Raw genomic sequence first — 23,777 nt, forward strand, 5'->3', positions numbered from 1 at the left:
GCCCAGTTCCCGGGCGCGGCCCACGAAGTGGGCGAAGTCCTCCAGCGTGCCCAGGTCGGGGTGGACGGCGTCGTGGCCGCCCTCCGGGGAACCGATCGCCCACGGCACCCCGACGTCCTCCGGGCCCGCGGTCAGGGTGTTGTTCGGGCCCTTGCGGAACGTCCTGCCGATCGGATGGACCGGCGGCAGGTAGACCACGTCGAAGCCCATCCGAGCGATCGCCTCAAGCCGCCGCTCGGCACTGCGGAACGTCCCGTGCGGCCGCTCAGCCGTCCCCTCCGAACGCGGGAAGAACTCGTACCACGACCCGTACAGCGCCCGCTCCCGCTCCACCAGCAACGGCATCGCCTCCGACGCCGTCACCAGATCCCGCACCGGATACCGCGTCAGCACCGCCTCCACCTCGGGAGACAGCGCCGCCGCCAGCCGCCAGGCGGGCGGGCGGCTCTCGTCCCGGAGCGCCGTGACGGCGTCGAGAACGGCCCGGCGCCGTTCCTCCGGCACGCCGGCGGCGGCCCGTTCGTACAGCCGTGCGCCCTCCTCGAGGACCAGGTCCGTGTCGATCCCCGCCGGGATCTTGATCCGGGCGTGGTGCCGCCAGGTGCCGACCGGGTCCGACCAGGCCTCCACCGTGTAGGTCCAGTGGCCGGGCTCGCCCGCCGTGACGGTGGCGCCCCATCGGTCGGTGCCCGGGGCGAGTTCGCGCATCGGGGTCCAGGGGCCCGGCCGGCCCTCCGGGTCGCGCAGCACGACGTTCGCGGCGACGGCGTCGTGTCCCTCGCGGAACACGGTCGCCGACACCTCGAACGCCTCGCCGGTCACGGCCTTGGCGGGCCGGCGCCCGTGCTGGACCACGGGGCGCACGTCGAGGACGGGGATGCGCCCGACGGCCGTAGGACCGGCCGGCGCGTCGGCCGGGCGCTGCCGGGGCGGGCCGGGGTCGTGGAGGTCTGCCGCCGGCTTCCCGGTCTTCCTGCCCGGGCTCTGCTTGCCGGCTGCGCTGGTTGTCGGTGGTGCTGACGAGTGGTGCGTGGCGGGCATGACCGCTCCTGTCCGCGTCAACGTGGGTGTGGGCGGATGAATATGGGGAGGTGGGTCCTGCGTACGTGCTGTGGTGCTGCCGTGGGGTGTACCGGAGGAGCCTTCCCATCCGTATCGGGTGGGCAATCCGGCACTTTGTTAACTACTCGCGCGTATGTCTACGTTCAAGACCGGCCCTCTTTCCCGGGTGCCCCCGGACAGCCGCCCCACGCCCCGTCACGACCCCGATGACCCCGCCGCGCCCGACACCCGTCCCCGGTACGTCCCCACCGACCCCCCGGTAACCACTACCGTCGACAGGGACGACGAGACGTACAGCGCCGTGCGTCTCACACCACGCACGCGTCCGAGGTGAGATGTGAAGGCGATCCGTCGGTTCACCGTCCGTCCCGTTCTCCCCGAACCCCTCCGGCCGCTGAGCGACCTGGCGCGCAACCTGCGCTGGTCCTGGCATGCGGAAACCCGTGACCTGTTCCAGTCCGTCGACCCCGAGCGGTGGGCCGCGGCCAAGGGCGACCCGGTGCGGCTGCTGGGCGGGGTGCGCCCGGCCCGGCTGGCCGAGCTGGCCGCCGACCGGCGCTTCCTGCGCCGGCTGACCGCGGTCGTCGACGACCTGGGCGACTACCTGACCGGCGACCGCTGGTACCAGCACCAGGGCGACGGACTGCCCGCCGCGGTCGCCTACTTCTCCCCGGAGTTCGGCATCACGGCCGCCCTGCCCCAGTACTCCGGCGGCCTCGGCATCCTCGCCGGCGACCACCTCAAGGCGGCCAGCGACCTCGGGGTGCCGCTGATCGGGGTGGGTCTGCTCTACCGGCACGGCTACTTCCGCCAGAGCCTGTCCCGGGACGGCTGGCAGCAGGAGCACTACCCGGTGCTCGACCCGCACGAGCTGCCCGTCACCCAGCTCGAGGAGGCCGACGGCACCCCGGCCCGGGTCTCGCTCGCGCTGCCCGGGGGCCGCGCGCTGCACGCCCGGATCTGGCTGGCGCAGGTCGGCAGGGTGCCGCTGCTGATGCTCGACTCGGACGTGGAGGAGAACGACCTCGGCGAACGCGGGGTGACCGACCGGTTGTACGGCGGCGGCAGCGAGCACCGGCTGCTCCAGGAGATGCTGCTCGGCATAGGAGGTGTCCGGGCCGTGCGCACCTACTGCCGGCTCACCGGCCACCCGGCGCCCGAGGTGTTCCACACCAACGAGGGGCACGCGGGCTTCCTGGGGCTCGAGCGGATCGCCGAACTGTGCGCCCGGGACCTCGACTTCGACGCGGCGCTGGAGGCCGTGCGGGGCGGCACCGTGTTCACCACGCACACCCCGGTCCCGGCCGGGATCGACCGGTTCGACCGGGAGCTGGTCGCCCGGCACTTCGGACCGGACGCCGAACTCCCGCGCATCGACGTGCAGCGGATCCTGGCCCTGGGCATGGAGACCTACCCGGGCGGCGAGCCGAACCTGTTCAACATGGCCGTCATGGGGCTCAGGCTGGCCCAGCGGGCCAACGGGGTGTCCCTGCTGCACGGGCAGGTCAGCCGGGAGATGTTCGCCGGCCTGTGGCCGGGGTTCGACGCCGAGGAGGTGCCGATCACCTCGGTGACCAACGGGGTGCACGCCCCGACCTGGGTGGCCCCCGAGGTGCTCCGGCTCGGCGCCCGGCAGATCGGCTCCCAGCGGGCCGAGGACGCGCTGACCGTCGGCGGCTCCGAGCGCTGGGACTCGGTCGCGGACATCGCGGACCAGGACATCTGGGAGCTGCGCCGCACCCTGCGCGAACAGCTCGTGTTCGAGGTGCGGGACCGGCTGCGCGCCTCCTGGCGGCAGCGCGGCGCCGGGGACGCGGAGCTGGGCTGGATCGACGGCGTGCTCGACCCCGACGTGCTCACCATCGGGTTCGCCCGGCGGGTGCCGTCGTACAAGCGCCTGACCCTGATGCTGCGCGACCGCGACCGGCTGATGGAGCTGCTGCTGCATCCGGAGCGGCCGGTCCAGATCGTCGTCGCGGGCAAGGCGCACCCGGCGGACGACGGCGGCAAGCGGCTGGTGCAGGAACTGGTGCGGTTCGCCGACGACCCGCGCGTGCGCCACCGCATCGTCTTCCTGCCCGACTACGGCATGGCGATGGCGCAGAAGCTCTACCCCGGCTGCGACGTCTGGCTGAACAACCCGCTGCGCCCGCTGGAGGCCTGCGGCACCTCGGGCATGAAGGCGGCGCTCAACGGCTGCCTCAACCTGTCGGTGCTCGACGGCTGGTGGGACGAGTGGTTCCAGCCGGACTTCGGCTGGGCCGTGCCCACCGCGGACGGCGCCGGCACCGATCCGGACCACCGCGACGACATCGAGGCCGCCGCCCTCTACGACCTGCTGGAGCGGCGGGTCACCCCGCGCTTCTACGAGCGCGGCCGGGCCGGGCTGCCCGACCGCTGGATCGAGATGGTCCGCCGCACCCTCGGCCGGCTCGGCCCGAAGGTGCTCGCCGGCCGCATGGTCCGGGAGTACGTCGACCGGCTGTACGCCCCCGCCGCCCGGTCCCACCGGGCGCTGACCCCGGACACCGCCCGCGAACTGGCCGCCTGGAAGGCCAGGGTGCGGGCGGCCTGGCCCGGCGTGAGCGTCGACCACGTGGAGACGACGGCCACGACGGCCACCGCGGAACTGGGCACGGCCGTGGGGCTGCGGGTGCGGGTGGGCCTCGGCGAGCTGGGGCCGGACGACGTGGAGGTGCAGGCGGTCTCCGGCCGGGTGGACGCGGAGGACCGCATCACCGAGGCCACGGCGGTTCCGCTGAAGCCGGCCGGCGCCCCCGACCTGGAGGGCCGCCGGCTCTACGAGGGCCCTCTCTCACTGGACCGCACCGGCCCCTACGGCTACACCGTCCGCATCCTCCCGGCCCACCGGCTGCTCACCTCGGCGGCCGAACTGGGCCTGGTGACGGTGCCCTCGCAGGACATGGCGGAGGGAGCGGGGGTGCTGCTGCGCTGAGGCGCGCCGGCCCGCCCGGCGGCGCGCCGCTCAGGCCTCGTCGAACTCGGCGCACAGGCGTTTCAGCACGGTGCCGCAGCGGCGGGCGTAGGCGTGCTGGAAACCCCGGGTCGCGGGGCCGCCGGCGCGGGCGTACCACTTGCGGGGGCGGCTGAAGGCGGCCACGGTCAGCCAGACCGTGCCGTCACCCGTACGGTCGACCACGAAGGCCTCCTCGCCGCACTCGGGGTGGCCTTCGAGGGTCCCGTAGGCCCAGCCGGCGCGCCGGGGCTCCTCGACGGTCCAGACAACGCGGCAGGGGGCCTTGATGACGCCGGCCAGGGTGACGGTGACGTCCACGCCCGGGGCGGCGCGGTCGGCGCCGGCGTCGATGCCCACGCCCATGGCGCGGTGCATCTCCCAGGTGAGGAGCGCCTCGGCGGCCCGGTCGAAGACGGCCGTTCCCTCGCCGAGGCGGGTGCGGACGAGCATCGGGCGGAAGCCGGGCGGGCAGGCGGTCGGGTCGTCGCGGGTCGCGCCGACCGGCTCGTAGGTGAAGGGCGCCTGGGGCATGGTCAAAAGAGTAGGGCGGTACCCGGGGCGAGCTGCGCCCGGGTACCGCCCTCGTCCGGCGGGAAGCGACTAGTTGACGTTGACCGCCGTCCAGGCCGCGGCCACCGCCTTGTACTCGGCGCTGGTGGAGCCGTACAGCGCGGACGCCGCGTTCAGGGTCGCCGTGCGGGCGCCCGAGTACTTGGTCGTCGACGTCATGTACGTGGTGAGCGCCTTGTACCAGATCTGCAGCGCCTTGGCGCGGCCGATGCCGGTCACCGCGGCGCCGTTGTAGGTGGGCGAGTTGTAGGACACGCCGTTGATCGTCTTCGCGCCGCTGCCCTCGGACAGCAGGTAGAAGAAGTGGTTGGCGACACCGGACGAGTAGTGCACGTCCTTGTTGCCCACGGTGGAGGACCAGTAGTCGGCGGAGCCGCCGTCCTTGCTGGGCTTGTCCATGTAGCGCAGCGGGGTGCCGTTGCCGTTGATGTTGATCTTCTCGCCGATGAGGTAGTCGCCGACGTCCGAGCTGTTGGCCGCGTAGAACTCCACGCCGGTGCCGAAGATGTCGCTGGTGGCCTCGTTCAGGCCGCCGGACTCGCCGCTGTAGTTGAGGCCCGCGGTGTTGGAGGTGACGCCGTGGCTCATCTCGTGGCCGGCCACGTCGAGCGAGGTCAGCGGGTGGGTGTTGCTGCTGCCGTCGCCGTAGGTCATGCAGAAGCAGCTGTCGTCCCAGAACGCGTTGACGTAGCCGCTGCTGTAGTGGACGCGGGAGTAGGCGCCGACGCCGTTGTTCTTGATGCCGTTGCGGCCGAAGGTGGACTTGTAGAAGTCCCAGGTCTCCTGCGCGCCGTAGGCGGCGTCCGCGGCGGCGGTCTGGTCCGTCGAGGAGCTGGAGGCCGTGCCCGTGCCCCAGACGTTGTCGGCGTCGGTGAACAGGGTGCCGGTGCCGGAGGTGCCGCGGGCCAGGTTGTACGTCTTGTGCCCGCCGCGCGAGGTGTCGTAGAGCTGGTACGTCGAGCCCGACAGGTTGGTGTTGAGGCTGACGGTGCCGGAGTACAGGGTCTTGCCGGTGCCGGTCGCGTTCTCGATGCCCTGGTACTCGTAGAGCTTCTTGCCCGTGGCCGCGTCGGTGATGACGTGGAGCTGGTTCGGGGTGCCGTCCTCCTGGAAGCCGCCGACGACCGTCTCGTAGGCGAGGACGGGCTTGCCGGAGCCGGCCCAGATCACCTTGCGCGCGCCGTCCGCCTGGGCCTTGTCCGAGCCCAGGGTCCGGGCGGCGCCGACGGCCTGCTTCTCCGCCTTGGCGGCGGTGATCTGCGGCTTGAGCGAGGCCACCTTCACGGCCGACTTGGCGGCCTTGGTGACGCCCTCGGCCTTGCCCGACTTGGCGGTGTGGACGATGAGGTCGCCGCCGAGGACCGGCAGGCCCGCGTAGGTGCGCTCGTAGCGGGTGTGCACGGTGCCGTCGACGTCCTTGACGACGTCCTTGACGACCAGCTTCTCCTTGGCGCCGAGGCCTATCTCCCGCGCGGTGTCCGCGGCGCCGGCCTGGGCCTGCTGGATCAGCGTGGTGCGGGCAGCCGCGGAAAGCTGGGTCGGGGCGGCCGCGAGCGGCTTCGCGGCGGCGGCCGCGGCCGGGGTCTGCGCGTTGGCACTGGTGGTCAGTCCAGTGGAAAGCAGGGCTCCGGCGGCGACAGCGGTGGCTACGGCCAGAGTGGTGCGCTTACGACGCGCGTAGAGGGGGCTCACAGAAGCTCCTTCTCAGGTGGGGGAGTCCGGTCAGCGTGGGGTCACTGGCCGGAGGTGTGGAAGTTGCTGTGCTGCTGCGGCGGTGAAGGAAGAGTGGCACCAGGGGTGCGTACATGTCATGACCCTGATGTGATGTTGGCTCAAAACCAACTGTCCGATATTCGTTTCGGCAATGTGAACGGGAGCCGCCCGGGGGCGTGGACCCCCGGACGGCGCGCCGTTTCCCGGCCTGTGGCGAACGGTTTACGGGAAGGTCAGCTTCCAGCTGTTGATCTTGCCCGTGTCATATGTGGCCTGATCCTGCACCTTCAGCTTCCACGTTCCGTTGGCCGATTCGGAGGAGGCGTTGACCGTGTAGGTCGCCTGGACGTTGTCCGCCGAGTCGGAGGAGGAGAAGTTCTTCAGGCGGTACGAGGTGCCCGACGGGCCGACCAGATCGACCACCAGGTCGCCGCGCCAGGTGTGCGAGATGTCCACGCTCACCTGGAGGTTGCCCGGCGCGTTCCCGCTCCTGCCGGAGACCGTGACGCTCGACGTGACGGCGGGTCCGTTGTCCGGGATCGGCACCGGGGTGGTGTTCTCGTACGAGGTGCCGCCGCCCCCGCCGCCGCCGGAGCGCGATCCGACCGCCACGCCCGCCCAGGCGTCCTGCACGGCCTTGTACTCGGCGCTGGTGGTGCCGTACAGCTCGCCGGCCGCCGCGAGGGTGCCGGTGCGCGCGCCCGCGTAGTTGGTGGTGGAGGTCCACTTGGTGGTCAGCGCCCGGTACCAGATCTGCAGCGCCTTGTCCCGGCCGATGCCGGTGACCGGAAGGCCGTCCGCCGTGGGCGAGTTGTAGCTGACGCCGTTGATGACCTTCGTTCCGCTGCCCTCGCTCAGCAGGTAGAAGAAGTGGTTGGCCGGGCCTGAGGAGTAGTGGACGTCGACGCCGCCTATCCCCGAGTACCAGCTGTCCTTGGACGCGCCGTCCTTGCTGGGCTTGTCCATGTAGCGCAGCGGGGTGCCGTCGCCGTTGATGTCGATCTTCTCGCCGATGAGGTAGTCGCCGACGTCGGTGGAGTTGTTCGCGTAGAACTCCACGCCGGTGCCGAAGATGTCGCTGGTCGCCTCGTTCAGGCCGCCGGACTCACCGCTGTAGTTCAGGTTCGCGGTGTTGGAGGTGACGCCGTGGCTCATCTCGTGCCCCGCGACGTCGAGGGACGTCAGCGGGTCGGCGTTGCCGGAGCCGTCGCCGTAGGTCATGCAGAAGCAGCTGTCGTCCCAGAAGGCGTTCACGTAGGAGTTGCCGTAGTGGACGCGGGAGTAGGCGCCGACGCCGTTGTTCTTGATGCCGTTGCGGCCGAAGGTGTTCTTGTAGAAGTCCCAGGTGACCGCCGCGCCGTAGTGGGCGTCCGCGCCGGCGGTGGCGGCGTTGGACGTGGTGCCGTTGCCCCAGGTGTCGCTGGACTGGGAGAACAGCGTGCCGGTGCCCGAGCTGCCGTGGTTCAGGTTGTACGTCTTGTGGCCGCCGCGCGCCCCGTCGGTCAGCGTGTAGGCCGAGCCCGACTGGGTCGTGGTGAGCGTGACCTGGCCGCTGTACTGGGTGTTGCCGACGCCGTTCCTGATCCCCTGGTACTCGAACAGCTTCTTGCCGGTGGCCGCGTCGGTGATGACGTGGAGCTGGTTCGGGGTGCCGTCCTCCTGGAGGCCGCCGACGACCGTCTCGTAGGCGAGGACGGGCTTGCCCGAGGCGGCCCAGACGACCTTGCGCACACGGTCGGCGGCCGGCGCGGTGCCGCCGAGGGACCTGGCCCGCTGGACGGCCTGCCTCTCGGCCGCGGTCCTCGCGACGGCCGGGGTGAGGTCACGGACCTTCAGCGCGGCCCGCGTGGCCTTGACGACCGACTTCACGGCGCCGGATCCGGCGGTGTCCACGACGAGGTCGCCGCCGAGCACCGGAAGTCCGGCGTAGGTGCGCTCGTAACGGGTGTGCAGGGTGCCGTCGGCGTCCTCGACGACGTCCTTGACGACCAGTCTCTCCTGGGCGCCGAGGCCGATCGCCCTGGCCGTCGCGGCGCTCGCGGCGCCGGCGTGCCGGATGAGACCGGTGCGCTGCGACGGTGTGAGGGCGACGGCCACATGGGCCGGGTCGGCCTTGCCGGCCCGCGGCCCGGCGGGTGCGGCGCTCGCGGCGCCGGACTGGACGGCCGCGGCGATCAGGGCGGCGACGCCGGCGAGGGCGACGGTGGCGGTGCGGTGGTGCCCGGTGTGGGGGGTGCGTCTGCGAGAGGTGCTGCTCAACACTGACTCCTTCTGCATGACCGCGGGTCGCGCGGCCAGGGAGACCGGACGGTGGGTTGGGACGTCCGGGCAGAACAGGGCGTTACGCGGAACCACGTGCAGGTGCGGGCGGGCTCACCCGGTGCGCGCGAACCTGTGCGTTCGCTGTGAGCCGGCCGTTGTGAAGCGTGACAGGGGATCACGACACCTGTCAGGACCACGTCACGAACTTGGCCGGAAACAGTTCGTAGTCCGGATGTTCATGTTCGGTATACGAACCGTTGGCCGTGGTACGGGACACGGGCGGCCGCTGCCGTCGCCGGCCACCGGCCGCCCGTGTCCCGCCGGATCAGTCCGCCGCGCCGTCCCCGTGCCAGGTCCGCCACAGGGACGCGTACGCCCCGCCCGCCCGCACCAGGTCCTCGTGCGTGCCCAGTTCCGTCAGGCGGCCGTCCTCCATCACGGCCACCCGGTCCGCGTCGTGCGCGGTGTGCAGGCGGTGCGCGATCGCGATGACCGTACGGGAGGCGAGGACCGCGGCCAGGGCGCGTTCGGCGTGGCGGGCGGTGGTGGGGTCGAGCATCGCCGTGGCCTCGTCGAGGATCAGGGTGTGGGGGTCGGCCAGCACCACCCGGGCCAGCGCCAGCTGCTGGGCCTGGGACGCGTCGGTGGGGTGACCGCCCGGCCCCAGAACGGTGTCGAGCGAGGCGGGGAGGGCGCGCACCCAGTCGTCGGCGCCCACCGCCGTCAGGGCCGCCCACAGCGCGGTATCCGTGGCGGCCGGCTCGGCGATCAGCAGGTTGTCGCGGACCGTGCCAAGGAACACATGGTGCTCCTGGGTGACCAGGACGACCTGACGGCGCAGCAGTTCCGGTTCCAGGGACGCGATGGGCACCCCGCCGACCGTCACCGAGCCCGCGCCGGGGCTGTCGATGCCCGCGAGGAGCCTGCTCAGGGTCGTCTTCCCGGCGCCGGACGGGCCGACCACGGCCAGCCGTTCGCCCGGCCGCACCGTCAGGTCCACGCCGCGCAGCACCTCGCCGCCGCGCTCGTAGGCGTAGCGCACCCCGCGCACGTCGATCCGGTCGCCGGCCGGGGCCGGGCAGGCGCCCGCCGGATCCGTCCGGGGCGCCCGCGCGAGACCCTCCACCCGCGCGAACGAGGCGCCGCTGCTCTGCAGTTGCTCCACCCGCATCAGGATCTGGTCCAGCGGCTCGGTGAACTGGCGCAGGTACAGCGCGGCCGCCACCACCGCGCCGACCCCCACCGCCCCGCGCTGGTGCAGCCAGCCGCCGAGCAGCAGCACGCCCACCACGGGCACGGTGTACGTCACCTCGACCGCGGGGAAGAACACGGTCCGCAGGCGGAGGGTGTGCAAGCGGGCCCGGCGGGACCGGTCCAGCGCGTCCCGGCTCGCCCGGATCCGCCGCCCGCGCAGCCGGAACGCCTCGACCGTGCGCGCCCCGGCCGCCGTCGACGCCACGATCTCGGCCACCTCGGAGTTGGCCGCGCCCTCGGCGAGGTAACCGTCCCGGGCCCGGCGCAGATACCAGCGCAGCGCCACCCACACGGGCGTCAGGCACACCACGCCGAACAGGCCCAGCAGCGGATCGAGCGCGAACACCGCGCCGAGCACGAACAGCGCCTGCACGGTGTTGACGAGCAGGTCCGGGCCGACGTCCCGCAGGGTCGTGCCGACGGTCGCCACATCGGCCGTGCCGCGCGCGGTCAGATCGCCGGTGCCGGCCCGCTCCACCACCGACGCGGGCAGCGCCAGCACCCGGTCGACGTACTCCTCGCGCACCCGGGCCAGCGTCCGCTCCCCGAACCGGTGCCCCACGTACCGCGCCCAGCGCGCCAGCAGCAACTGGGCGAGCGCGCAGACGAGGATGAGCAGCGCCGGCCCGTCCACCGCGCCGACCCCGTGCCCGGCGCGGACCTCGTCGATGATCCGCCCGACCAGCCACGGCCCGGCCAGCCCCGCCCCGGCCGCGAGCGCGTTGAGCACCAGCGCGGCGGTGAACGCCCGCCCGTCGGCGCGCACCAGCCGTACGGTCGCCCGCCGCACCCCGGCCCGGTCCGCGACCGGCAGCAGCCCCTCGCCCGCCGTCACCGTACGGCCTCCTCGGTCTCCTCGGTATCGCGGGCCACCAGTGCCCGGTACGCCGGTTCCTCGGCCAGCAGCCGCCGGTGCGGGCCGCTCGCCGTCACCTTGCCGTCGGCCAGGAACAGCACCGTGTCGGCGCGGTCCAGCACCAGCGGCGAGGTGCTCGTCACGACCGTCGTACGGCCCTCGCGGGCCTCCCGCAGCCGCTCGGCGACCGTGGCCTCAGTGTGCGCGTCCAGCGCCGACGTCGGCTCCACGGCGAGCAGCACCTCCGGGTCGGCGAGCAGCGCCCGCACCAGCCGGATCCGCTGCCGCTGACCGCCGGACAGGCTGCGGCCCTGCCCGGCGACGGCCGAGTCGAGACCGTCCGGCAGCCCTCGTACGACGTCCTCGGCGGCGGCCGCGTGAAGCGCCCGGCGCAGCGCGGCGTCGCCGGCCGGCTCCGCCGCGGCCACCGTCTCCCTGAGCGGCCCGGCGAACAGGTCCGCCTCGTTGTCCGCGACCAGGATCCGGGAGCGCACCGCCGCCAGCGGCACCGCGTCCAGCCGCACCCCGCCCCAGGTCGCGTCGGTGGGCCCGTAGCGGCCGAGGCGGTCCAGCACGGCTGCCGCGTCGGCGGGGCGCGCGGCGGCCAGCGCGATCAGCCTGCCGGGCGGCACCCGCACCCCGGACGCCGGGTCGCGCAGCTCGGCCGGCCCGTCCGGCGCGGGCAGCGAGCCCTCGTCCGGCTCGGGCTCCAGGCGCAGCAGCCCCACCACCCGGCGGGCCGCCACCACACCCCGGTTGAGCTGGTAGGTCAGCTCGATGAAGAACGCCACCGGCACGATCAGCACCGCCACGTAGCCGTACACCGACACCAGCTCGCCGATGCTGATGGCGCCCGCGGCCGCCTGCCGCGCCGCGAGCCAGGTCACCACCGCGAGGAACAGCGTGGGCAGGCCCATGCCCAGCGCCTGCACCCAGCTCGCCACCGCCCCCACCCGGTACCCCTGGACGCGCAGCCGCTGCGAGTCCCGCCGGAAGGCGTCCGCGAACAGCCCCTTGCCGCCCAGGCCGTTGAGGACCCGCAGGCCGCCCGCGAGGTCGCCGATGCGGGCCGTCAGCACGCCCTGCCGCTCCCGGTACTCGCCCTCCGCCCCCTGCAGCCGCAGCGTCAGCGGCCCGGTGACCAGCGCGATCACCGGTACCCCGAGCAGCACCACCGCGGCGAGCTGCGCCGAGACGGACAGCAGCACCCCGGCCACCACCACGTAGACCACCAGCGAGCCCACCCCGGGCCCGACCACGGTCAGCGCCTGCGCGATGGTCTGCACGTCACCGACGCCGATGGTGACGACCTCCCCGGCCCCGGCCCGGCGCGGCAGCGCCGCCCCCAGCCGGGCCGCGTGCCCCACGACCAGCTTCACCGTGCGGAAGTTGGCGTCCATCCGCACCCGGGTCATGGTGCGGTGCCGCATGATGCTCACCCACGAGTTCAGCGCGCCGAACGCGAACATCACGCCGGCCCACCCGGCCAGCGCGCCCATCCGGCCCGGCACCAGGCCCTCGTCCACCGCCCGCGCCATCAGATACGGCTGCGCGGCCATCAGCACCATCCACGCGCTGCCCAGCAGCGCGCCCGTCAGCGAACGCACCCGCTGGCGCAGCACCAGCCAGCCCAGGAAATGCCAGCCACCGCGGACGTCGGGCGTGCCCGGGTCCTCGTACGCGTCGATCAAGGCGCCATCCCGTCCTGTCCGTCCCGTTACGCGAGGCTGTCCCGCCACGCCTTGTGCAGGTCCGCGAACCTGCCGGTGCCCGCGATGAGTTCGTCCGGGCCGCCGTCCTCGACGATCCGCCCGTGCTCCATCACCAGCACCCGGTCGGCGATCTCCACGGTCGACAGCCGGTGCGCGATCACCACGGCGGTACGGCCGCGCAGCACCGTGGTCATGGCCCGCTGGACGGCCCGCTCGCCCGGGACGTCCAGCGAACTGGTCGCCTCGTCCAGGATCAGCACCGCCGGATCGGCCAGCAGCGCGCGGGCGAAGGCGACCAGCTGGCGCTGCCCGGCCGAGATGCGGCCACCGCGCTTGCGCACGTCCGTGTCGTAGCCGTCGGGCAGCGCGCTGATGAACTCGTGGGCGCCGATCGCCTTGGCGGCCCGCTCGATGTCCTCGCGCGTGGCGTCGGGCCGGCCGATCGCGATGTTGTCCGCCACCGTTCCGGAGAAGAGGAACGCCTCCTGCGTCACCATGACCACCCCGCGCCGCAGTTCGGGCATCGCCAGCCCGCGCAGGTCGACCCCGTCCAGCAGCACCCGCCCCTCGGTCGGGTCGTAGAACCGGGCGAGCAGCTTGGCCAGCGTCGACTTGCCCGCGCCGGTGGAGCCGACGACGGCGACGGTCTGCCCGGCGGGCAGCGTCAGATCGAAGCGGGGCAGCACCTCGCCGCCCGTGCGGTAGGCGAAGCGGACCCCGTCGAAGACCACCTCGCGGCCCGGGAGCCCGCTCCTGCGCGCGGGCAGTTCGCGCGGCGCCGACGGCTCCGGCACGGACGGCGTCTGCGCCAGCAGCCCGGCGATCTTCTCCAGGGAAGCGGCCGCCGACTGGTAGGAGTTCAGGAACATCCCCAGCCGGTCGATCGGGTCGTACAGCCGCCGCAGGTACAGCACCGCCGCCGCCAGCACGCCCAGCTCCAGTGAGCCGGACGCCACCCGGTAGGCGCCCCACAGCACGATCCCGGCGACCGCCGTGTTGGCCACGAGCCGGGAGCCGACCACGTACCGGGCCATCTCCAGCAGGGCGTCCCCGTTGGTGCGTTCGTGCCGCTGGTTCAGCACGGCGAACTCGGCGTCGTTCGCCGCCTCCCGGCGGAAGGCGCGCACCGGCCGGATGCCGTTCATCGTCTCCACGAACTTCACGATCACCGCCGCGATCGCCGTGGACCGCGCCCGGTACACCCGTCCCGCGCGCCGCTGGTACATCCGCACCAGCAGGTACAGCGGCACGAAGGAGGCCACCGCGACCGCGCCGAGGCCGAGGTCCAGCCACAGCAGCATCGCCGCGATGTAGACGAAGGACAGCACGACGGTCACCAGTTCCTGCAGACCCTCGTCGAGGAGTTCGCGCAGCGACTCGACGTCCGTCGTGGAGCGGGAGATCAGGCGGCCGCTCGTGTACCGCTCGTGGAAGTCGACGCTGAGGGCCTGCGCGTGCCGGAAGATCCGGCCCCGCAGATCCAGCAGCACGTCCTGGTTGACCCGGGCGGAGGCCTCGATGAACGCGAACTGCAGGCCGCCGGACAGCAGCGCGCACACCAAGTAGCCGGCGCCCACCGCGAGCAGCGGCCCGTGGTCGTGGTCCCGGAACGCCGGCACGGCGCTGTCGATGGCGTAGGCCACCAGCAGCGGGCCGGCCTGCACGGCGGCCTGCTGGAGCAGCAGCAGGAACGTGGTGAGGGCGACCCGGGACCTCATGGGCGCGAGCAGCGAGCGCAGCAGCGCGGCCGTGGCGCCGGGCGGGGCGGGCAGGACGTCGCGGTCGAAGGGGTCGCCGTCGCCGGCGCCCGGTGGCCCGGGCCGCCGGTCGTCCTCGTCCGTGGCCGGGGCGGCGGTGGTCGTGGTGGTCATCGGATGTCCTCCCGTCGCCCGGCGTCCGCGCCCGACATCAGGTGCGCGTACTCGGCGTTCGTGCGCAGCAGTTCCTGGTGGGTGCCGACGGCGGCGATCCGGCCGCCCGAGAGCAGGGCGACCCGGTCGGCGAGCAGCACCGTCGACGGCCGGTGGGCCACGATCAGCGCGGTGGTGTCGGCCAGCACCCGCCGCAGCGCGGCCTCCACGGCGGCCTCCGTGTGCACGTCCAGGGCGGACAGCGGGTCGTCCAGGACCAGGAACTCCGGCCGGCCGACCACCGCGCGGGCCAGGGCCAGGCGCTGGCGCTGCCCGCCGGACAGGCTCAGCCCCTGCTCGCCGACCTGGGTGCCGGTGCCTTGCGGCAGCGCGTGCGCGAACTGCGCCTGGGCCACCTCGAGCGCCCGGTCCAGTTCCGCCCCGCCCGCGCCGTCGGCCGCGCCCATCAGCACGTTCTCGCCGACGGTGGCGGAGAACAGCGTGGGTTCCTCGAAGGCCACGGCGACCCTGGCGCGCAGCTCCTCACGGGGCATCGCGGTGATGTCCAGGCCGTTCAGGGTGATGCGTCCGGAGGTGACCTCGTGCAGCCGGGGGACCAGCGCGGTCAGGGTCGTCTTGCCGCTGCCGGTGGCCCCGACCAGGGCCATGGACTCGCCGGGGCGGATGTGCAGGTCGATGTGTTCGAGCAGGGGCGGGGAGTCCGGCGGCGCGTCGGGATAGCGGAACCGGACGTCGTGGAAGCGCAGCCCGGTCTCCGGTGCGGCGCCGGCGCCGGGCGCGAGCGCCCCGGTGCTCTCCGGCTCCTCGTCCATCACCTCGAAGTACCGCTCGGTGGCGGTCGCCGCCTCCTGGCTCATGGCCAGCAGGAACCCGATGGAGTCCACCGGCCAGCGCAGGGCGAGCGCGGTGCTCAGGAAGGCGACCAGCGTGCCGGCGGACAGGGCGCCGTCGGCCACCTGCAGCACGCCGACGACCAGCGCCGCGCCGATCGCCACCTCGGGGAGCGTCACGATGACGCCCCAGATGGTGGCCAGCAGCCGCGCCTTGCGCAGTTCCGTGCCGCGCAGCCTGCCCGACATCTCGCGGAACGCCCGCGCCTGACTGCGGTGCCGGCCGAAGCCCTTGATGATGCGGATGCCGAGCACGCTCTCCTCGACGACCGTGGTCAGGTCGCCGACCTGGTCCTGGGCGCGCCGCGCCACCTCGGCGTAGCGCCGCTCGAAGACCACGCAGGTCCACATCACCGGCACGGCGGGCCCGAGGATGACCAGCCCGAGCACCCAGTCCTGCATCAGCATGATCACCACGCCGACGAGGATCGTCACCCCGTTGACCAGCAGGAAGGTCAGCGGGAACGCCAGGAACATGCGCACCAGCATCAGATCGGTCGTGCCCCGGGAGAGGAGCTGGCCGGACGCCCACCGGTCGTGGAAGGACACCGGTAGCCGCTGCAGCCGGCGGAACAGGGCCGCCCGCATCTCCGCCTCGACGTGCGACAGCGGCCGCGCCACCAGCCAGCGTCTTATGCCGAACAGCACCGCCTCGGCGACGCCGAGCAGCAGCAGGAACAGGGCGCCCAGCCACACCCCGGCCGGGTCCCGGCCGGCCACGGGGCCGTCGACCATCCATTTCAGGACCAGTGGGATCACCAGTCCGGTGCAGGAGGCGACGACCGCGACGAACGCGGCCGTGAACAGCCGGGCCCGCACGGGGCGGACGTACGGCCAGAGCCGGAGCAGGGTACGGACGGCGGAGCGGTCCTCGGTGGTTGCACGTGTCGTGGGCATCATCGCGAGCCTACGGACCGGCACCGACGACGCCCACCGAGTTTCGGCCGGACCCCCCTCCGCCGCTGGTCCTACGACCTGCGGATTCGGCCGTCCGGCGGGCCGCCCGCACGTCTGCGGTCGTACCCCGCCATCGACCGATCGGACGATGCCGCCGTCGCGGGACGGAGGATATGCCGGGCGAACCGGCCCCGGGACCCTGGGGCCATGCCAGTCATCGAAGTCACCGCACTGCGCAAGCTGTACGGCGGCCGCGCGGTCGTCGACGGCGTCTCCTTCGGGGTGGAGGAGGGCGAGATCTTCGGGATCCTCGGCCCGAACGGCGCCGGCAAGACCACCACCGTCGAGTGCGTCGAGGGCCTGCGCGTCCCCGACGGCGGCCGCGTCCGGGTCACCGGTCTCGACCCGGTCGCCGACCACGAGCGCGTGGCGCGGGTGCTCGGCGCCCAGCTCCAGGAGAGCGGGCTGCAACCGAAGATCACCGTTCGCGAGGCGCTGGAACTGTACGCGTCCTTCCATCCCCGCCCGCTGGACTGGGGGCCCCTCGCCGAGCGCCTCGGCCTCACCGCCCGGCTCGGCAGCCGCTTCGGCGGGCTCTCCGGCGGGCAGAAGCAGCGGCTTTCCATCGCGCTCGCCCTCGTCGGCGACCCGAGGATCGTGGTCCTCGACGAGCTCACCACCGGCCTCGACCCGCGGGCCCGCCGGGACACCTGGCAGCTCATCGAGGACGTCCGGGCCGGCGGGGTGACCGTCCTGCTCGTCACCCACTTCATGGAGGAGGCCCAGCGGCTGTGCGACCGGGTCGCCGTGATCGACAAGGGCCGGCTGGCCGCCCTCGACACACCGTCGGGGCTGATCCGCCGCTCGGCCGGCGCCACCGTCATCAGCTTCACCCCCTCCGCGCCGCTGGACGAGCGCGACCTGAACGCGCTCCCGCGACTGGCCTCGGTCGAGCACAAGGACGGCCGGATCACGCTCTCCGGCACCGACGACACCGTCAACGCCGTCATCACCCTGCTCGCCCGCCACCGCGTCACCGCCCACCAGCTCCGCGTCGTGGACGCCACGCTCGACGACGCGTTCCTCGACCTGACGAAGGAGCCGGCGCCATGACCGACGCCGTACTGCGCACCGAGGCCCGCCTCTTCCGCCGCGAGCCCGGCGCCGTCTTCTGGATCCTGCTGTTCCCGACGCTGCTGCTGGTGATCCTCGGCTCGATCCCGTCCTTCCGCCGGCACCAGGACGCCCTCGGCGGGCTGCGCGCGATCGACGCCTACGTCCCGGTGGCCGTGCTGCTCGGTCTGATCGTCGGCGGCCTCCAGGCCATGCCGCAGGCCCTGACCGGCTACCGGGAGCGCGGCATCCTGCGGCGGATGCGGACGACGCCGGTGCGGCCGGGCTCCGTGCTCGCGGCGCAGATGGTGGTCTTCGGCCTCGCCTCCCTGGCCTCGGCGGTGCTGGTCCTGGTGGTGGGGCGGCTCGCCTTCGGTGTACGCGTCCCGGGGCAGCCCGCCGGTTACGCGCTGGCCCTGCTGCTGGCCGTCCTGGTCTCCCTCGCCCTCGGATCGGTGGTGTCGGCCCTGTCCCGGACGACGAAGACCGCGGGCGCGATCGGGACCGCGGTGCTCTTCCCGGCCATGTTCTGCGCCGGTGTCTGGCTGCCGGTGCGGGCCATGCCGCACCTCCTCGCCAGGACCGTGGGCCTCACCCCCTTCGGGGCGGCCGCCCAGGCCCTGGACCGGGCGGCGGCCGGGCACTGGCCGGGCTGGAGCCACCTGGGGGTGCTCGCGCTGTGGATCCTGCTGCTCACCGGTGCGGCCGGCCGCTGGTTCCGCTGGGAGTAGGAACGGCCGGTGCGGACCGACGGGCCTGTGCAGACTGGGGACATGACCGCGGTGGACACACGGATCGACCGGCGCTGGGAGCAGTTGCACACCTGGGGGCCCTACGGCCTGCTCGGCATCGGCCTCGTCCTCGCGGCCGCCTCCGCCGACCCGCACGCCAGCCGGTCCACGTGGTACACCGCGTGGGCGCTGGTCGGCGCCGCGGTCGTGCTCCAGCTCTGGTGGCACGCCGCCCGCCCGCGCCGGCCCGGCGGCTGCCGGACGCCGTCCCCGGCCGGGACCGCCTACTACGGTGTCCGCTGGGCCCTGGCCTTCGCCCTGACCTGGCTCAACCCGTTCTTCGCGTTCTACGCCGCGGCCGGTTACATGGACGCCGACGACACCCTGCCGCGCAGGTGGCAGCGTGCCGGGCTGTTCGCGAGCGCCGTCACCGTGGCCGGCGCGCAGGCCGGCGGGCTGCCCTTCGGCGGCGCGGTCCAGTGGATCCTCTTCGCCGGCCTGCTGGTGGCCAACTCCGGCCTGCAGATGGTGGTCGCCCACCTCACCGAGCAGGAGGCGGAGCGCACCCGCGAACGCACCGAGACCATCGCCGAACTCGAGCGGACCAACGCCGCCCTGCAGCAGGCACTCGACGAGAACGCCGCGCTGCACGCCCAGCTCCTGGTGCAGGCGCGGGAGGCCGGCGTCGCCGACGAGCGGCGCCGTCTCGCCGCCGAGATCCACGACACCATCGCCCAGGGCCTGACCGGCATCATCGCCCAGCTCCAGGTCGTCGCCGGCGCCCCCGACCTGGTCGTGGCCCGCACCCACCTGGAGCGCGCCTCCGCTCTCGCCCGGCACAGCCTCGGCGAGGCCCGCCGCTCGGTGCACAACCTCGCCCCCGTCGCCCTCGCCGACGACGGACTGCCCGGCGCGCTGCGCAAGACGGTCGCCGAGTGGCGTGAACGCGTCGGGGTGCGCGCCGACTTCACGGTCACCGGCACCGCGGAGCCGCTGCACGACGAGGTCTCCGCCACCCTGCTGCGCATCGCCCAGGAGGCCCTGTCGAACACCGCCCGGCACGCCGGGGCCGCCCGCGTCGGCGTCACCCTGTCCTTCATGGGCGACGAGGTCGTCCTCGACATCCGCGACGACGGCCGCGGCTTCGACCCGCTCGCCGCCCCCGCGCGCACCCGCTCCGGCGGGTTCGGCCTGCCCGGGATGCGCGCCCGCGCCGAACGCATCGCGGGCTCCGTCGCCCTCGAGTCCGAACCGGGCCACGGCACCGCGGTGTCGGCTCGCGTACCGTTGGTGCGCCATGACCGATGAGCCCGTCATCACGCTGCTGATCGTCGACGACCACCCGGTCGTACGGGACGGTCTGCGCGGCATGTTCGAGTCCGCGCCCGGCTTCACCGTGCTCGGCGAGGCGGCCGACGGCGTCGAGGCGGTCGCCAGGGCGGCGTCGCTCGACCCGGACGTGATCCTGATGGACCTGCGGATGCCCGGCGGGGGAGGGGTGGACGCCATCCGCACGCTCACCCGCGGCGGCGCCCGCGCCAGGGTGCTCGTGCTGACGACGTACGACACCGACTCCGACACCCTGCCCGCGATCGAGGCCGGCGCGACCGGCTACCTCCTCAAGGACGCCCCGCGCGAGGAGCTGTTCACCGCCGTGCGCGCCGCCGCCCGGGGCCGGAGCGTCCTCTCCCCGGCCGTTGCCTCCCGGCTGGTCTCAGCGGTCCGCGCACCCGGCGGCGAGCCGCTGTCCGCCCGCGAGCGCGAGGTGCTGGGCCTGGTCGCGCGGGGCACGCCGAACCGCGAGATCGCCCGCGAACTGTTCATCAGCGAGGCCACCGTGAAGACCCACCTCACCCATCTGTACGCCAAGCTGGGCGTCAACGACCGCGCGGCCGCGGTGGCGGCGGCCTACGACCGCGGCATCCTCGGCCGCCCGGCCGGGTCGTAGGGGCCGGGCGAACGGCCCCGGCACGGGCCGCACCCGCCACGGCGCCGGGGCCGGACCGGGCGTCGCCCGCGCTCACCCCGCCCGCAGGAACAGCACCGACCGCGCAGGCACCGTGACCGCCGCGCCCGCCGGGTGGAGCGTCCCCGGCGCCTCGGACTGCTCCTCGCGCGAGGTGTCGACCACCACCTCGTAGCGCTGAGCCCACGGCGGCCCCGGCAGCACGAAGGCCGTCGGGCGGTCACCGGCGTGCAGTACCGCGAGGAAGCTGTCGTCCAGGACCGGAGCGCCCCGCTCGTCCCGGCCCGGGATGTCCTGACCGGACAGATACATGCCAAGCGTGGCGGCGGGGGCGTACCAGTCCCCCTCGGTCATCTCCTCGCCCCGCGGGGTGAACCAGGCCAGATCGCGCAGCCCGGCCGCCGAGTGGGCGCGCCCGGAGAAGAACGCCCGGCGGCGCAGCACCGGATGACGGTGGCGCAGGGCGATCAGCCGGGAGGTCAGGTCGAACAGGGGCCGCCAGGACGGGTCGTCCAGCAGGGACCAGTCCAGCCAGCTGATCTCGTTGTCCTGGCAGTAGGCGTTGTTGTTGCCGCGCTGGGTGCGGCCGAGCTCGTCGCCGGCGACCAGCATCGGCACCCCTGTGGACAGCAGCAGCGTCGTCATCAGGTTCCTGAGCTGCCTGCGCCGCAGGGACCGGATCCGCTCGTCGTCCGTCTCGCCTTCCGCCCCGCAGTTCCAGGAGCGGTTGTCGTCGGTGCCGTCCCGGTTGCCCTCGCCGTTGGCCGCGTTGTGCTTCCCGCCGTACGACACCAGGTCGCGCAGGGTGAGACCGTCGTGCGCGGTGACGAAGTTGACGGAGGCGTAGGGGCGCCGGCCGCCCCAGGCGTACAGGTCGCTGGAGCCGGACAGGCGGTAGCCCATCTCACGCACGTCGGGCAGGGCGTGCCGCCAGAAGTCCCGCACGGTGTCCCGGTAGCGGTCGTTCCACTCCGTCCACAGCGGCGGGAACGCGCCCACCTGGTAGCCGCCCGAGCCGACGTCCCAGGGCTCGGCGATCAGCTTCACCCGGCGCAGCACCGGGTCCTGGGCGATCACCGCGAGGAACGGGGACAGCATGTCCACGTCGTGCATGGAGCGGGCGAGCGCCGCCGCGAGGTCGAAGCGGAAGCCGTCCACGCCCATCTCGGTCACCCAGTAGCGCAGCGAGTCCGTGATCAGGCGCAGCACCTGGGGCTGGACCACGTGCAGGGTGTTGCCGCAGCCGGTGTAGTCGGCGTACCGGCGGGCGTCGGGCTGGAGCCGGTAGTAGCCCCGGTTGTCGATGCCCTTCAGGGAGAGCGTGGGGCCCAGTTCGCCCGCCTCCGCCGTGTGGTTGTAGACCACGTCCAGGATGACCTCGATGCCGGCCGCGTGCAGCGCGCGCACCATCCGCTTGAACTCGCCGACCTGAGCGCCCTGCGTCCCCGAGGCCGCGTAGGCCGCGTGCGGGGCGAAGTAGCCGATGGAGTTGTAGCCCCAGTAGTTCTTCAGGCCCCGGCGCAGCAGGTGGTCCTCGTGCGCGAACTGGTGCACGGGGAGCAGCTCCACGGCCGTGACGCCCAGCCTCGTGAGGTGCTCGATGGCCGCCGGGTGGGCGAGCCCGGCGTAGGTGCCGCGCAGCTCCTCCGGGATGCCGGGGTGCAGCTTGGTGAAGCCGCGCACGTGCAGTTCGTAGATGACCGAGTCGGCCCAGGGCGTCTTGGGGCGGCGGTCGTCGGACCAGTCGTCGTCGTCGTGGACCACGACGCCCTTGGGGACGTGCGGCGCGGAGTCCCGGTCGTCCCGGACGGTGTCGGCGACATGCTGCTCCGGCCAGTCGCGGACGTGCCCGTAGACCTCCGGAGGCAGGCGGAACTCCCCGTCCACCGCGCGCGCGTAGGGGTCGAGCAGCAGCTTGGCCGGGTTCCAGCGAGCGCCGGTCCACGGGTCCCAGCGGCCGTCCACGCGGTAGCCGTAGCGCTGTCCGGGCATCACGCCGGGCACGAAGCCGTGCCAGATCTCGTGCGTCAGTTCGGTCAGCGGGACCTGGGTCTCCCGGCCCCGCTCGTCGAACAGGCACAGCCGGACCGCCTCCGCCCCGGCCGCCCACAGCGCGAAGTTGGTGCCCGCGACCCCGTCAGGACCGACCCGGAAGCGGGCCCCCAGCGGGGTCGGCGCACCGGGCCAGACGGGCGGCGCGGGCGGCACGGCGCGACGGGCGCCGCTCACCGCGGCCGCCGCCGGCCCGCTCCCGGCGGCCGGTTGCCCGGCCCGTGCCCGCTGCTCGGCTGCGCTCGTCACCAGTCGGCCCCTCCTTCAGCGGCTCGCCCGCGGGGCGCGGCGCCGTGCCGAACGGGCGGGCGCGCGCGCAGGCGCACGCCCGTCCGCCCGGTCCGGTCGCGCCCCGGCGGCTCCGACGCGGGCTCGGGGAGCCTCCCCCCGCGGGAGGAAGGCTCCCCTTCGTGTCGTCCTCCCCACTGTTCTGCCCAGCCCGGGCGTCGCACTCACGTTTCCCCGGGGCGTGCCCGCTCGTTGAGTTCCATGTGAGTCATGCACAAGGACGCGCACGGCGCGCGGGGGCCGCGCTGGCCGCCGTACTGACATGGGTGGGACTGCTGGCCGGCTGCACCGCGGGCGGCTCCGGCGGTCTGGGTATCGACCGGGTGCTGGGCGGACCGCCGCCGGCCCCGAAGGACAGCATCCGGGTCACCCCGGAGGACGGCAGCACCGCCGTCCGGCCCGCGGAGCGGCTACGGGTAGGGGTGCCCGACGGCCACCTGGAGAAGGTGAGCGTCGTGAGGTCGCAGGACGCGCAGGACGCCCCGGTCCCGGGGCACCTGTCCGCCGACGGACGGAGCTGGGAACCGGACGGCGGACGACTGGCGCTGGCCGCCAAGTACACCGTCGACGCGGTCGCCCTCGACTCCCGGGGCCGCCGCTCGGCCCGGCACACCACGTTCACGACGTACGTGCCGGCGGAGCGGTTCATCGGCTACGTCACGCCGGAGAACCGGGCCACCGTCGGCACCGGGATGATCGTCTCCCTGTCCTTCAACCGGGAGATCACCGACCGCGCCGCCGTCGAGCGCGCGGTGCGCGTGCGAGCGAGCCCGCCGGTGGAGATCCGCGCCCACTGGTTCGGCAAGGACCGCCTCGACTTCCGCCCCGAGCGCTACTGGAAGCCCGGCACCGAGGTCACCGTCGACCTCGGCCTCAGGGACGTGGAGGGCGCGCCCGGGGTCTACGGCCTGCAGGACAAGACGTTCGCCTTCACCGTCGGCCGCGGCCAGGTCTCCCGGGTGGACGCAACCCGGCACATGATGGAGGTGCGGCGCGACGGGCGGCTGCTGGCCACCGTGCCGATCACCGCGGGCGCCCCGAAGACCACCACCTACAACGGGAAGATGGTGGTGATGGAGATGCTCGAGGTCACCCGCATGAACAGCCGGACGGTCGGCTTCGGCGGCGAGTACGACATCCCCGACGTCCCGCACGCCATGCGGCTCACCGACTCCGGCACCTTCCTGCACGGCAACTACTGGTCGCCGGAGGCCCCGGGGAACGTGAACGTCAGCCACGGCTGCGTCGGGCTCCGTGACGTCAAGGGCGGCGGCTCGGACACGCCCGCGGGTTGGTTCTTCGACCGCAGCCTCGTCGGTGACGTCGTCGAGGTCGTCAACAGCAAGGACAAAACGGTCTCTCCCGACAACGGGCTCGGCGGGTGGAACATGGCATGGAAGCAGTGGAAAGCGGGCAGTGCCGTCAAGTAAGGCCGAAGGAAGGCCTGTTCGGGCCCAGTGGGCCGTTGAAGTTGCGACGGAACGGTGACATTCCCCCGGGCCCTCCGCTCCTGACCCTGCGGTTAACATGCGCACACCGAATGCGGTGGGGAGCGGGCCGGAC

The 23,777-nt window shown here is 73.5% G+C and carries 15 protein-coding genes; 6 read left to right on the plus strand and 9 right to left on the minus strand.

Annotated elements, in window-relative coordinates; genetic code table 11:
* Window positions 1–1,041, minus strand: a 1,041-nt coding sequence (locus TNCT1_RS24185) for a maltotransferase domain-containing protein (protein ID WP_143635713.1), incomplete at its 3' end; no start/stop codon positions are given.
* A gap of 358 nt (window positions 1,042–1,399) precedes the next feature.
* On the opposite strand from TNCT1_RS24185, the gene TNCT1_RS24190 reads away from it, so the two are divergent.
* On the plus strand, window positions 1,400–4,018 hold the full coding sequence (locus TNCT1_RS24190; RefSeq protein WP_143635716.1) for a glycosyltransferase family 1 protein: 2,619 nt from the start codon (window positions 1,400–1,402) through the stop codon (window positions 4,016–4,018).
* A 30-nt stretch (window positions 4,019–4,048) separates the two neighbouring features.
* Here TNCT1_RS24190 and TNCT1_RS24195 read toward each other — a convergent pair whose 3' ends face one another.
* From TNCT1_RS24195 to TNCT1_RS24225, 7 genes are all read right to left on the minus strand, one after another.
* Window positions 4,049–4,570, minus strand: a complete 522-nt coding sequence (locus TNCT1_RS24195) for a DUF1990 domain-containing protein (RefSeq protein WP_143635718.1) — start codon at window positions 4,568–4,570, stop codon at window positions 4,049–4,051.
* A gap of 69 nt (window positions 4,571–4,639) precedes the next feature.
* On the minus strand, window positions 4,640–6,301 hold the full coding sequence (locus TNCT1_RS24200; protein WP_143635720.1) for a M4 family metallopeptidase: 1,662 nt from the start codon (window positions 6,299–6,301) through the stop codon (window positions 4,640–4,642).
* Window positions 6,302–6,544: 243 nt separating this feature from the next.
* Window positions 6,545–8,584 (minus strand): M4 family metallopeptidase, encoded by a 2,040-nt coding sequence (locus TNCT1_RS24205; RefSeq protein ID WP_235902870.1) that lies wholly within the window; start codon window positions 8,582–8,584, stop codon window positions 6,545–6,547.
* Window positions 8,585–8,909: 325 nt separating this feature from the next.
* Entirely contained in the window at window positions 8,910–10,673 is a 1,764-nt protein-coding gene (locus TNCT1_RS24210; protein ID WP_143635724.1) for an ABC transporter ATP-binding protein, read from the minus strand.
* Complete coding sequence (locus TNCT1_RS24215) at window positions 10,670–12,385, minus strand: ABC transporter ATP-binding protein (RefSeq protein WP_143635726.1); 1,716 nt, start codon at window positions 12,383–12,385, stop codon at window positions 10,670–10,672. Before TNCT1_RS24215 ends, TNCT1_RS24210 begins: the two co-directional genes overlap by 4 nt.
* A gap of 26 nt (window positions 12,386–12,411) precedes the next feature.
* The gene (locus TNCT1_RS24220) at window positions 12,412–14,277 is read right to left on the minus strand and encodes an ABC transporter ATP-binding protein (RefSeq protein WP_143635728.1); all 1,866 of its coding nucleotides are present in this window, start codon (window positions 14,275–14,277) and stop codon (window positions 12,412–12,414) included.
* Window positions 14,274–16,064 carry an ABC transporter ATP-binding protein gene (locus tag TNCT1_RS24225; protein ID WP_143635731.1) on the minus strand — a complete coding sequence of 597 codons (1,791 nt, stop codon included), beginning with the start codon at window positions 16,062–16,064 and terminating at the stop codon, window positions 14,274–14,276. Before TNCT1_RS24225 ends, TNCT1_RS24220 begins: the two co-directional genes overlap by 4 nt.
* A gap of 207 nt (window positions 16,065–16,271) precedes the next feature.
* Here TNCT1_RS24225 and TNCT1_RS24230 point away from each other — a divergent pair, with 207 nt between their 5' ends.
* From TNCT1_RS24230 to TNCT1_RS24245, 4 genes are read left to right on the plus strand one after another with little or no spacing between them, the layout of a single operon-like run.
* Complete coding sequence (locus TNCT1_RS24230) at window positions 16,272–17,177, plus strand: ABC transporter ATP-binding protein (RefSeq protein WP_143635733.1); 906 nt, start codon at window positions 16,272–16,274, stop codon at window positions 17,175–17,177.
* Entirely contained in the window at window positions 17,174–17,908 is a 735-nt protein-coding gene (locus TNCT1_RS24235; protein ID WP_143635735.1) for an ABC transporter permease, read from the plus strand. Before TNCT1_RS24230 ends, TNCT1_RS24235 begins: the two co-directional genes overlap by 4 nt.
* Window positions 17,909–17,950: 42 nt before the next feature.
* Complete coding sequence (locus TNCT1_RS24240; protein ID WP_143635738.1) at window positions 17,951–19,216, plus strand: sensor histidine kinase; 1,266 nt, start codon at window positions 17,951–17,953, stop codon at window positions 19,214–19,216.
* Window positions 19,206–19,856: a response regulator transcription factor gene (locus TNCT1_RS24245; protein WP_143635741.1), complete on the plus strand. Its 651-nt coding sequence runs from the start codon at window positions 19,206–19,208 to the stop codon at window positions 19,854–19,856. Before TNCT1_RS24240 ends, TNCT1_RS24245 begins: the two co-directional genes overlap by 11 nt.
* 72 nt (window positions 19,857–19,928) lie before the next feature.
* On the opposite strand, the gene glgX is transcribed toward TNCT1_RS24245, so the two are convergent.
* Window positions 19,929–22,175 carry a glycogen debranching protein GlgX gene (glgX, locus tag TNCT1_RS24250; RefSeq protein WP_174266431.1) on the minus strand — a complete coding sequence of 749 codons (2,247 nt, stop codon included), beginning with the start codon at window positions 22,173–22,175 and terminating at the stop codon, window positions 19,929–19,931.
* 242 nt (window positions 22,176–22,417) lie between these two features.
* Here glgX and TNCT1_RS24255 point away from each other — a divergent pair, with 242 nt between their 5' ends.
* Complete coding sequence (locus TNCT1_RS24255; protein WP_143635743.1) at window positions 22,418–23,644, plus strand: Ig-like domain-containing protein; 1,227 nt, start codon at window positions 22,418–22,420, stop codon at window positions 23,642–23,644.
* Window positions 23,645–23,777 lie beyond the last annotated feature (133 nt).

The sequence above is a fragment of the Streptomyces sp. 1-11 genome (assembly GCF_007176755.1).
GTDB lineage: Bacteria > Actinomycetota > Actinomycetes > Streptomycetales > Streptomycetaceae > Streptomyces.